Here is a 12,911-nt window from a genome sequence, read left to right on the forward strand (position 1 = left end):
CAGTCGGATAGGCGCGTGTCCTTTTTATGTTGCATCATTTATAATAAATGATACGTTTTAAGTAATGTTTCGATATAAGTGCCTTTGATTTTGCGTTTTATCCCTTTGAAAAGCGTCCGCTGAACTTTGTTCGTTTTCGTTATTTCTGAGAGTCCTTTACGATCATTTAGGTGATACATGGCTTTCATCAATTCTCGAACGTCGAATTCTGTGCCAATCGTTTCAGGTACGCCTCTGTCAATGTTTAACAGTTGATACACAGCTTCCATAGCGGTTCTCACTGAATACTCCGTCGTAAATACTGTGTCGCGTTCTGTTTCAGCAAAATTACCAATAAATGCAAGGTTACGAGATTGATGTGGTACTACACGTGGACGATCACCTAATGCGCGTGGCATAAAGTAAGCTGTAATATATGGCATGTAAACAGGGATTGTGTTAATTTCATCTTTTGCGAGTTGCTCAATTTGATCTTCAGGCATTCCCATATGATACAACCATTCTTGGCATATTTCATGGCCACTACATTCTGTGATGGGCTTTTTAATATAATCGCCTTTCACGTCTGAATATAATGCGTAAATCCAAGTACTCACTTGATCTTCAGGCTGTGATTTAAATTGTTGTTGTCGGTTGACTGTAAAACTTAATTGCCATGAAGAGTCGTGTACAGTTATAATCCCTCCTGTGACCGTTTTACCTGCTAGCGGATCACGTTTACACAATGTTTCGATTTGACGTATTACCTTTTCATGATTCGTCGTTGCAGTCGCAGAAACGAACCAACTTTTTGGAGGGATATTTTTGAAAAATTTCTCTGGATTCCCAAATTCGGGGCTTTGTTTAGCCAGATTCTGCCACAATTTCCAACTTCCCCCCAATTCATGTGAAGGAGGTGCTGGTGTGAAATTATCTCCATACGTAGAACTTTCTGTAATACTTCCATTTGTCACAAAAATGAGATCATCCGGCGTTAACTTCAATGTTTCACGCTGACCATCACGTTTAATAAGTAATTCCCTTGCGACTTTTTGAGAAGTGGTTACATCAACCTTAATATCTTCAACTTCCACATTATAATCAAACTGCACTTGATGTGCTCTTAAATAATGAATCATCGGCATCACCAACGACTCATATTGATTATATTTCGTAAATTTTAGTGAACTGAAATCTGCTAATCCATTAATATGATGTATAAAACGTAATAAATAACGGCGCATTTCCATAGCTGAATGCCACGGTTCAAACGCAAACATCGTTTTCCAATAAATCCAAAAATTTGAGTCAAAAAAATCTTTAGAAAATACCTCTGTAATGCTTACATCGTCTAAATCCGCTTCATTTGTTAAACATAATTTAACGATTTCTTTCAATGCTGTCGGTGTTAACGTAAAATCACCATCAGTGGCCAAACGTTGCCCTCTCTTTTCGATGACACGACATCGAGAATAATTAGGATCTTCCTTGTTTAACCAATAAAATTCATCTAACACTGATGCACCTTTAACCTCTAGAGAAGGAATTGATCTGAATAAATCCCACAAACACTCAAAATGATTTTCCATTTCTCGTCCACCACGAACGACATACCCTTTGACTGGCAAATAATCCCCATCTAGACTGCCGCCGGGCTTAGACATTTCTTCTAAAATATGGATTTGTGTTCCTTCCATTTGTCCATCACGAATTAAAAAACAGGCTGCTGCGAGTGAAGCAAGCCCTGAGCCGACAAGGTATGCGGATTTCTTTTCAACATTTTCTGGCTTCTTAGGTCGCGCAAATGCTTCGTAATTACCTTTACTATAATACATTGTTAACACTTCCTTTTTTCACTCAAAAATACGATAATAATGACTGTATCGTCCTTTCACATTAGATTTTAACGCCTTGTGAAATAAAGTTGGGCGTCAATTCAGCACTTTTGTCGCATAAGCGACACATCTTTATAAATGTTCGATAAACGGGGGTTAAACGATGAATAAACAAGACTTACGTGTACTCAAAACCCAAAAAGCATTCATGCATGCATTTACTGAACTTTTAAAAACTAAAGCATTCGACCGTATTACTGTTCAAGATTTATGTGATCGCGCACTCGTACAGCGTTCAACTTTTTATAGACATTATAAGGACAAATATCATCTCCTCGCTTGTGCAACAGAGCACGCCCTCACGCGCATTACTCAAGAACACGTGTCCGCGATACGTAGCGACAATGCGACGTTACGTCTAGAACAATATATCGATAATTTATTAACATATGTTTACGACAATCAAGTCATATTACGCCATGTCATCTCTCATTATATGCATGATGAAGTCACATCTATTATTTATAAACAAGTGTATTTAGCCGTTCGGCAACAAACCCATGCAGAGCTCCTCTCTGGAAAACGGTTAGACATTGACACCGACGTATTCAATCATTTTATTGCTGGTGGTCTTATTAGTATTATGCTCAACTGGAGTAACCAAAACGATGCAACGCGTACAATTGATAACCTGAAAACAGACATCGTGACACTGATTGATCGCGTACGTACGACACACCTTAAATCAATTTAATACATAAAAAAGCCTTATAACATTGAATCCACGTTCAACGTTATAAGGCTTCATGTTATTCCATCACGTCACTTTTTTCAGCGCGTGCTGCAATTTTTCTCATTATTGGGTCAGTAATCGGTTTTAAAATAATACCTACAATTAAGGACCCGACACCAAATGCAATCAAGGTAACGATTTTGCGTGTTAATATCACTGGGACATAGCCGCCTACTGCTTCCCTTAATGCGTCAATAGCATATGAGAATGGGATAAATGGATGCAGTTTTTGGAAAAATTCTGGTGTGACTTCAATTGGGAATGTGCCTCCACCACCGGCAATTTGTAAAACCAATAATATAATAGCTAATGCTTTACCTGGGTTACCAAGTAGTGACACAAGCGTGTATACAATCGTCACAAACACTAACGAAGATAACACTGTAATCCCTATAAACCACGGTACACTTTCAACTTGCGCATGTAATATCACAATGTCTCCTATAGAGACAATCAATGCTTGAATGATGCCAATAATATAAAATAGGCCAAGTTTGCCTAAATAAATTTCACGTTTCGACAAGTAGTCTAACGCTTTATGTTTATTATCTGTTGTTAATAAACTAACCATTAAGAGTGCCCCCACCCATACCGCAAGCGCTGTATAGAATGGCGTACTTGCAGAACCATAATCTTTCACTGGGAAGATATCTTCTTGGTTAATTTTTATCGGATTCGCAATCACATCCGCCTGTTTTTTCAAATCATTTTTCAATAAGTCAACTAATTTATTTACTGTATCGTCTTTATCAATTTCTTTAAATAATTTGTCCGCTTTCGCTAAATCCTTTTCAACGCCTGGCAAATCGTTGCGTATAAATTCAGCCAGTTGGTGTAAGTCTCGTTTCGCTTGTGGTTGGTTTTCATTGAGTAAACGCACGAGTTGATCATAACGACTAAATAAATTCGGTACATTTTGATTCGCCGTTGCCGTTGTATCTGCTAAACGTTGTTCTAATGCTGGCAAGTCATTTCCCACAAACGCGGCAGCTTTCGCAACATCGTTTTCAAGTTGTGGGAAATAGCGTTGTGCGATGGACATCGCGTCAATATAACGTTGTTCGATGAGTGGCAATTCACTTTGAATCACATTTAATCGAGACTTCGCATTTTGTAAAATTGACTGACCATTATCTATAATTTGATGAATCGTGTTTAATTTGGATTGCAGTGTGGATAGCGAGATATGTCCATTATTTAAAGACGCAATGATCGTTTGAGCCACGTCAGACAATTTTTGATTTAAGTCTTGTTGGATGAATTGACTTAATTCTTCTAAACTCGCATTCACTTTTGATAATTGTTTCAATAAATCTATAGCTTCAGCCTTACCCGAACTGCCATTTGATAATGCCGTGCTTAGTTGATTGATTTTCTTAATTGAATTATTCACATTGTTGTTTGTTGTTTCCAACGCTTTAATTTCTGACGAAAGGTCTACGCCTTCGCTATTTTCAAGATCAGTTAATGTGTCTATGAGCTGTTGATTCGATTTGCTTGTGAGTTCTAATCTCGATTTTAAATGGTCTAACGTTGGTACAAAATCTTTCGGTTGGTTTGACGCCATGACACCATACAACACATTTTCTAATGCTTTGATATTTTGTTGGCTACTTTGTACTTGTTGATCCGCTTGATTCGACATCGATAATAATGCTTGTGACAACGCCGAAGCCATCGCATTCGTGTCATTGGCATCATACACTCCATTTGAAGGCGTTTGACCGGTCGTACTCAACTGAGTCGTTTGAATATGCCCACGATTCATTGGCGCACTTTGTGGTGCTGTTTGAATATGCTTTTGCGTGTTTGCTTGTGGCGTGTTTTGTCGTTGATTGTTGACATGCCCCACACGTTGATCAATATCATTTAAAAAGCGTTCTGCTTCATTTAGTCCTTGTAAACCTTGGTCAACGCCTTGACTCGCTATATCGACACCGCGATTGATTTTAGGAAATGCTTGTGGCACATCATTTGCCGCAACATTCAATGCTTGCTTAATGTTCGGCATATACGCATTCAAAGCGAGAATCAATTTGGCCCGCTCATTGAGGGCTGGCACCGCATTGTTCACCTGATTCAATTTATCGACCGCATTTAAAACGTCACCTTTATAGCGCCCCAGGTTTCTAAATTCATTCGCTTTTTGATCGATTTCATTTTGATGTTCATCAAGATATAAAATCTTTTTGGCAACTTCATTTACTTTTGGCACTGCATTATTTGCTGTAGCAACCGCATCTTTAATTTTATTAATGGTTGGAATTTCATTTTCTAATTTAATACCTAAACGATTGGCTTCTTTTAATAATGCTTTCGTTACCGTTTCATTAAATTTATCATTCGCTTTTTGAACGATGGCACTCGTTCCAGCATTGGTCATTTTTGGCGCAATCGCATTTAATTTTTGATTGACTTTATATTCGATGTTTGCCCGTTCTGGTTTTTTACGAAGAGTACCGGTAATTTGATGGGTGAACGCCTTAGGTATGTATATCGCCGCATAGTATTTACCCATTCGTAAATCGTGATCCGCTTTTTCACGACTGACGAACTCCCAATCGAAATGGTCATCCTTTTTCAATTGTTCCACCACAGTATCGCCTACATTCAACGATTTGCCTCTCACTTTATCTCCTTCGTCCTCATTAACGACCGCAACTTTTATGTTTTTTGTATTTCCATATGGATCCCAGTTGGCGTCTAAATTAAACCATGCATAAAAAGAAGGGAGAAGCGCAAGCCCTGCAAGAATGACGAACACTGCTGGTGCTTTAACAATTTTCTTCAAATCCATCTTAAATAATTTTATCGCGTTTTTCATTTTGCACCTCAAGCTTATTCTATATTTCTTATGCATATTATTCAAATTATCATTTCTATATTTCCAGTAAATTGGTATAATGGTCTCGTTACGTTGTGTAGTAAATAAAGTTGATGTTCATCAACCTTATTGTCAAGTATTCACATTTTAACAATTCCAACTATCATTTGTACATAGATAAAGATTAAATTTTAAAGAGAGGTAGCGCTATGAAGACACATAAACTGCTCATCTGTATGCTTTCAACAACATTAGTCTTCCCTTCATATTCTGTGCATACGATTCATGCAGCAACTGATAACCCGTCATCTGAAACATCGACATTAGAAAGCACTTCTTCAGAGACGTCTATCGATAAAAATGGAACTGATGAAACGCCTAAAGATGAGAAAGAAAAGGCTGAGAAACAACAAACATCGTCTCAAACTAAAAAAGAAAAAACTAAAAAGACGACATCTTCTTCATTATTACCATCATGGATAAATACGTTGAATCATCCTTTAGGCATATTCAACCCTACAACAGAACATTCGACGCACTTTTGGGACAATTGGCTCGCTTTAGACCCACCTTCAAATACGATTTCTAAAGACGCTAACACATCAGAAAACGACGCTATCCTGGCGCAACCAACACCATCAGCTGCGCATTCAGACGTTGATCCTACTACGAATGAAACGACGAAAACAGAGGTGCCTTCATCAGAACATGACGCATCTCCATCAGAAGCAACATCTGAATCCTCACGAGATAACAGTCATCTCTCTGAAGAAGACCAAGCAGTAGCGAATGAACTCGACAACATTACGGATAAGATTCAGTCTAACCAACCGAGTGATAAGGATACATTTTCAGAAACGCCTGATAGCAAGCACGATGAGACGTCATCTAACGAAGCGCCAACTTCAGAAGACAAACATATTGAAGGTCAAGATGCTGAAAGCAATGAGACATCATCAACGGCCAACGACCACATTGACGATGCGCTCATCGATGCATATGGCAAAGATAAGAAAACGACACCTGATCCAAAGACAACCCAAGTGGACGCTAAAAAAGGCAACTCACCTAAACATTCAAACGAAACAAATACACAGTTACCGTCTCAAAAAGAAATCAAACATAGTGAAACACCAAAACAATCTTTTGAAGACGGTGTGAAAGCTTCCAACTTCAGATCAAGAGCAACATTCGTCACGTTACCTCAAACTTCAAATACGTCATCAACGTCTAACCCGTACATCGTTACAGAGAACAAAGATACACGGGCATTTATTAAATCCATCGCAAAAGATGCGCATGATATCGGACAGAAAGAAAATATTTACGCATCTGTGATGATTGCTCAAGCCATATTAGAATCAGATTCCGGTAACAGCGCATTGGCACGTGCGCCTCACTACAACTTGTTTGGGATTAAAGGTACATATCACGGGCACTCGGCTACATTTAATACGTTAGAAGATAACGGAGGTGCGTTATATCAAATTTCAGCATCTTTCCGGAGCTATCCAGATGAAAAAGCTTCCCTTCAGGACTACGCAGATTTAATTAAAAACGGCATTGATGGAAATCCATACATCTACAAACCAACTTGGAAAAGTGACACTACAACTTTTAAAGATGCCACAGCACATCTTGCGACAACTTACGCGACAGACTCGCATTATGCAGATAAGTTAAATAGTATTATTAAACATTACAACTTAACACAATTTGATCATACATCCATGCCTGATATATCAAACTTTACCGTAGCACATGAGGCGTCAGCTTCTCATTTCAAACCATTTACTGAAGCTGCTAGTGGAGCGGCGTACCCTCAAGGTCAATGTACATGGTATGTCTACAATCGTATGGCGCAATTTGGTCTTCATATCGGTGGTCATTTAGGTAATGCGCGCGATTGGGATCAACACGCAGCCAATGATGGTTACAGTGTCCGTTCAATTCCATCTGAACACAGCGCTGTCGTCTTCGAACCTGGTCAACTTGGCGCTGATGCATACTATGGGCACGTGGCTTTCGTTGAAAAAGTCAATTCAGACGGTTCTATCGTCATTTCAGAATCCAATGTTAAAGGATTGGGTGTGATTTCTTACCGCACCATTGATGCATCCGATGCCGAATTATTATCATATATTAAAGGTAAATAACCATAAAAAGGCTCCAGTGAGTGGTAAACTCATCTGGAGTCTTTAATGTCATTATGAGTTTTTCGATTTATGGCGTTTAGTGAACCAAATCACTACACTACCAAGTAGGATGAGCGCAATGCCGAATGGTAGTAAGGTTTGTTTTGCCACTCGACCTGCAGCAGGTAAGTCAAAATTACCTTCATGGTCAAATAGTCCACTTAAAAAGTCATCCGATGGCTTAATTAGAGATAACGCACGTCCTTGTGTAGGATTCGGGATATCCGGAATACGGTCTAAAATACTTTTTCCGCTCAACGCACGGTCAAATAAACCAAAGGGATTTAACAGGTGAGACTGCCCTCCGCGTAAATGGTCATTTAAAACGCCATCCATGCCTTTTAAAAATCCTATCATTTTATCGATTTGTACTTTTATGCGGTCAAGGTCATTTTTCGCTTTAATGATATCATTAAGACGTCCATCCGCATCTGACTTTAACTGTTTTAACAATGCTGCGCGCGAATCTGCCTTATTCGCGATTCGTTTCGCAAGCGCTCGCGCTGTCTCATCATTGAACTGTGATCCGAGTATCGTTTCAAGGGCTTGACGCTTATCATGCGCTTGATCTAACACATTTTCTAAAATGTCATCGCCTGTCATATGTGGTCCGTAGCGTTGTTTTAAACGATTTACAATTTGCGCGCTATTCGGATGCCCTTTTAAAATGTCAGACGCTATTTTAGCCGCTTCAACTGTATCATATCGTGTGGAAAGCAACGCCTCAAGCAATTCTTGAGGATTTGATGTATTGTCAATCATTGAACGCAATACATCATCACTAGAATGTGCCGATAAGCGATCAAACTCACTGACCAACTGGTTTGCGATTTGCGCATCCGTTTTATCTTTCGTTTGTACACGCTTTAAAATCGTATCTGCTTCTCTATCATTAAATGTTTGTCTGATTAACGATGTCACCGCTTCTGTTTTATGGCTGCTTGACTTCAATCGATTTAGCACAAGATCATTTTGCGTGTTTAATTGATGTTTTATCGCATCAATTTCTTTCGATAATAACGCTTTACGCTCCTCAGATAAATTCGGTTGTTGCACAAGTCTTGCCTCAAACGCCTTTAAACTTTCTGTTTTCGTAGCAACGTAATTGTCGAACGCCATCGCCCCATTAGGTAACGCTAACAATTGTTGAATATCTGTTTTAATATCACTGCTTTTAGGGTCTTTTTGATTCAATTCATCCAGCAAATGACGTGCAGATGTCGTAGTATCGAGGTTCACATCATTTAGTTTACCCCCATCAACTTTATTAACTGAGTGATTGAGTTCGGCAAAAAAACGGTCCATATTGTTGTTCAATTGTTCACGTATCACACGTGCCTCTTCTAATTGACGCGTATTTTGCGTCGAAGTTGATTTAACCTCGTTTAATAAACGATCAATCGCATCAATGCTTTTCGCCTGGCTCAAATCTGACGACAATTGTGCCTTTTGTTGATCTGTTAACATTCGCCACTGCTTTACTTCAGCTTGACGTTGTTGAATATATGCTTCCAGAGATGGTTGTTGATTCACATGTGTAACATTTTGTGCATTCACATTGGGAGAAATATGATTACCCAGCAACCCTGTTGAGATAACCAATACAGCACTGGACACTTTAAAAGAACGGTTTAACAAGTTACGACTATGCCAATGTTTGTTTCTCACCTTTTTCATAAACTTCACCTTTCTAATTTGACTCATTCACATTATAGACGGAAATGACAATAAATCATAGAGAAAGAATTCGAGAAATTTAATAAAAGGTAGATGAAAGAGGCTACCTTTTATTATACCAGGCATTAGGTTTATATTGGACAATCAACGCAGGATTTCTCATCATACAAATCGTGCTAACGCATCGTTACTTTCTAAAAAATTCTACAAATGAATCTCTTGATATAAATAAGACGATTCATAAAGTATAAACTTTAATTGAATAGAAAAAAGAGGTAATAAAATCGCATCAATTTTATTACCTCTTTTACATTTGATATGTTGACGCCTAGACGTATTTTTCCAAATTACTCTTAATCACCCTAATTAGATGTTAAAGCATATAGATAGAACGTCTCAATGATATTATCTACTAGGTTTAAAATTAATACTATCAGAGAAATACACATTCTTACCATGTCGCTTATCGAATTCAAATTCAATGGTTTTATAACCTATTGAACTCCCTTCAAACTCTCCTACACCTTTCAGAATTAACTTAGGCGCATTATTTGTTGGTATATCATAACGTGTGCGTAATTGCTTTACATTATAATCATCATTGCTTAAATGATATTCCGCTGAATAGTTTGGCACATTCGGATTATACGAAAAGTGTCCATTGTTATACTGATTTAAATCTTTGAACTTTGCATATTGTACAAAAAACTTAAATGACTCAATTTCTTTAGCTATATGTGTTTCTTTGATTGGTTTTGTAGGTATGAATTTATTGTTTACCATTTTCACAGGATACTCTTTTTCGTGACTTTTTAACTCTCCATTTTGATCTTCTGAAACATTATGTATGACATATTTACCATGTGCGATTTTTTTATTTCTATCAATAAATAGGACCATCCCTTTACTTACAAGCACTCCCTTACTTGATTCAATAGCCATCGTTGAACTTAATACCCAAGTCCCTTTATCATTCTTATCGAATTCCCCGTCTCTAAAGCCTTCTTTATCATAAAAGTCCTCTAGGTTTTTGATAGGATACATTTCTAGAGTATTATTAAAACTCGTCTTAATCTTCCCTTCTGTACTTGTTTCTTTAGTATTTTCGGTATTCTTAAATCCTCATCCAGCTATTACCAAAGCTAACATTATTGTTGTAATACAAACACTAAATCTTTTAAAACTACTCATATTTCCACCCTCTTACGTTGAGTCTTGATTTATAAAAGTACGCCCATACATATTAATGAATTTAAAAGTATTAGTAATTACATTTGAACTATCCGCTCTTATTTCGGAGTCATCTTTACACATTTTTCATCACTCTCCACTTGGTTGATAGTCTACCGTATCACCGTAATAAATAACTTCATCCTTATTTTTCTCAAAAACTATTTCTAAATTTTTATAACCTATTGAAGATCCTTTGAATTCTCCTATCCCTTTTAGTTTTAATTTAGGTGCTTTATTTGTTGGAATATCATACCGTTTTCTCAATTGTTTTACATTTTCATCATCATTCGATAATTGATATTCTGCTGAATAACTTGGCACATTGGGATTATAATCAAAATGACCTTGGCCATATGAATTTAAATCTTTGAAATTGGCAAACTGGACAAAAAATTTAAATTTCTCTATTTCATCTAATATTTTTTTATCTTTAATAACTTTGGTTGGAACGATTTTATTATTAACCATTTTAACCGGGTAGCTTTCTTCATAGTCATCTTTATAAGACCCTTCACCTATATGACTTATATAATATTTCCCCTCAGATGTTCTCGTGTTTCTGTTTATTCGTAGAACTACCCCTTTAACTATGTGCTTGTCATCTGTTTTTCGTTTAATTACCATGCTCGAATCTAAGAGCCACGTCCCTTTATCATTCTTATTAAATTCCGAATCTCTAAAGCCTTCTTTATCATAGAAGTCTTCTAGATTTTTAATCGGATACATTTTTAATGATTTGTTGAAGCTTTGTTTAATCTTTTTTTCAGATCTTGTTTCATTACTATTTTCTTTACTATTTTCACTGTTCATAAGGCCACATCCTCCCATCATTATTGTAAGTACTACTAAACCAATGCAGAGACTTATTGTTTTTATATGTATCATAGTTACCCCCGTGTCATAAGCTTGTGTCGTTGAAACTTTATACTAAAGCATTTCTTTGAATACATTTATTTAATATTTAGGTACGGATAAATATTCTGATGTTTCTTATTAAACTAAAATATTCATTACACTCTAATAATACTAATAATTGATTGTGCAATCCATATATTTCTTTATTGATTTTAAGCTTTATAACTTCTTATTTATAAACCTATTTCATGTTTTAATTTTTCTTGTTTTGCTTCTTTATCGTTTTCTATACAACAAAAACCCCTCTCAATCATCGTTTATTGAAAGGGATTTTACATACTTTGGGATTATGTTTGATTGTCATACTATCGATATATATTGATGTCTTTACCTTATGTATGAAAATTTGCATTTTCTATATCATAACTAATTAAAGACACGGCACTTGTTTCTTCAGTATTGTCTTTAATATTATCAGATGTTATTTTATATTCTTTTTCACTCATTTTAATCCCTGCTTGGTTGTAATTTTATTAAATCATCGAAATAAATATTTCTATTTTTTCCCGCTTCAAACTGTATTTTAAGTTGCTGATATCCTATAGAAGATCCCTTGAATTCACCTATACCTTTAAATAATAGTTTTGGTGAGTGTTTAGAAGGTATGTCATAACGCTTCCTCAATTGTTTTACATTATTGTCATCATTCGACAATTGATATTCAACGGAATAGCTCGGTACGTTCGGATTATAATCAAAATTACCTTGACCGTATGAATTTAAATCTTTAAAATCCGCATACTGTACAAAGAATCTAAAGTTTTCTATTTCTTTTTCAACTTTTTTATTTTCTATAGATTCTGCAGGAATAATTTTATTATTTACCATTTTCACCGGATATTTTTCCTCTTTATGGCTACTATTCTTAAAGCGGCTAATAAAATATTCTCCTTCTGCTTGCCTTGTATTTCTATTAATACGTAATACCATTCCTTTAGATTTTAAATCTTCATCTCCATTAGTTTGTATAGCCATTTCAGAATTTAAGACCCAAATCCCTTTATCGTTTTTATCAAATTCCCCATCTCTAAAACCTTCTTTATCATAGAAGTCTTCCAGATTTTTAATCGGATACATTTTTAATGATTTGTTGAAGCTTTGTTTAATCTTTTTTTCAGAACTCGTTTCATTAATGTTTTCTTTACTATTTTCACTGTTCATAAAGCCACATCCTCCCATCATTATTGTAAGTACTACTAAACCAATACATAGACTTAATTTTTTTATATGTATCATAGTTACCCCCGTGTCATAAGTTTGTGTAATTGAACCTTTATACTAAAGCATTTCTTTAAATACATTTATTTAATTTTTAAATGTGGTCGAATATTCTGATGTTTCTTATTAAACTAAAATATTCATTACACTCTAATAATACTGAAAATTGATTGTGTAATCCATATATTTTTTCATTAATTTTAAGCTTTATAACTTCTTATTTATAAACGTATTTCATGTTT

Annotated in this window: 7 protein-coding genes and 1 pseudogene; 2 read left to right on the forward strand and 6 right to left on the reverse strand. The window is 36.1% G+C overall.

Annotated features, from left to right (window positions below):
- Positions 1–38: 38 nt before the first annotated feature.
- Complete coding sequence (locus tag GJE18_RS11710; RefSeq protein ID WP_107396924.1) at positions 39–1,814, reverse strand: oleate hydratase; 1,776 nt, start codon at positions 1,812–1,814, stop codon at positions 39–41.
- Positions 1,815–1,977: 163 nt separating this feature from the next.
- On the opposite strand from GJE18_RS11710, the gene GJE18_RS11715 reads away from it, so the two are divergent.
- Positions 1,978–2,568, forward strand: coding sequence for a TetR/AcrR family transcriptional regulator (locus GJE18_RS11715; RefSeq protein WP_107368756.1), 591 nt, complete (start codon positions 1,978–1,980; stop codon positions 2,566–2,568).
- A gap of 55 nt (positions 2,569–2,623) precedes the next feature.
- Here GJE18_RS11715 and GJE18_RS11720 read toward each other — a convergent pair whose 3' ends face one another.
- Entirely contained in the window at positions 2,624–5,431 is a 2,808-nt protein-coding gene (locus GJE18_RS11720) for a YhgE/Pip domain-containing protein (RefSeq protein WP_165805734.1), read from the reverse strand.
- Positions 5,432–5,640: 209 nt separating this feature from the next.
- Between GJE18_RS11720 and GJE18_RS11725 the strand changes: the two genes are divergently transcribed.
- Positions 5,641–7,587, forward strand: coding sequence for an amidase domain-containing protein (locus GJE18_RS11725; RefSeq protein WP_107396926.1), 1,947 nt, complete (start codon positions 5,641–5,643; stop codon positions 7,585–7,587).
- 51 nt (positions 7,588–7,638) lie between these two features.
- On the opposite strand, the gene GJE18_RS11730 is transcribed toward GJE18_RS11725, so the two are convergent.
- From GJE18_RS11730 to GJE18_RS11745, 4 genes and pseudogenes are all read right to left on the reverse strand, one after another.
- Positions 7,639–9,303, reverse strand: a complete 1,665-nt coding sequence (locus GJE18_RS11730) for a coiled-coil domain-containing protein (RefSeq protein ID WP_107368753.1) — start codon at positions 9,301–9,303, stop codon at positions 7,639–7,641.
- A gap of 405 nt (positions 9,304–9,708) precedes the next feature.
- Positions 9,709–10,494: pseudogene (locus tag GJE18_RS11735) on the reverse strand (tandem-type lipoprotein).
- Between the two features lie 129 nt (positions 10,495–10,623).
- On the reverse strand, positions 10,624–11,421 hold the full coding sequence (locus GJE18_RS11740; RefSeq protein WP_107376523.1) for a tandem-type lipoprotein: 798 nt from the start codon (positions 11,419–11,421) through the stop codon (positions 10,624–10,626).
- A gap of 477 nt (positions 11,422–11,898) precedes the next feature.
- Positions 11,899–12,687, reverse strand: coding sequence for a tandem-type lipoprotein (locus GJE18_RS11745; protein WP_107368446.1), 789 nt, complete (start codon positions 12,685–12,687; stop codon positions 11,899–11,901).
- Positions 12,688–12,911 lie beyond the last annotated feature (224 nt).

It is taken from the genome of Staphylococcus agnetis, from assembly GCF_011466855.1.
Taxonomy (GTDB): domain Bacteria; phylum Bacillota; class Bacilli; order Staphylococcales; family Staphylococcaceae; genus Staphylococcus; species Staphylococcus agnetis.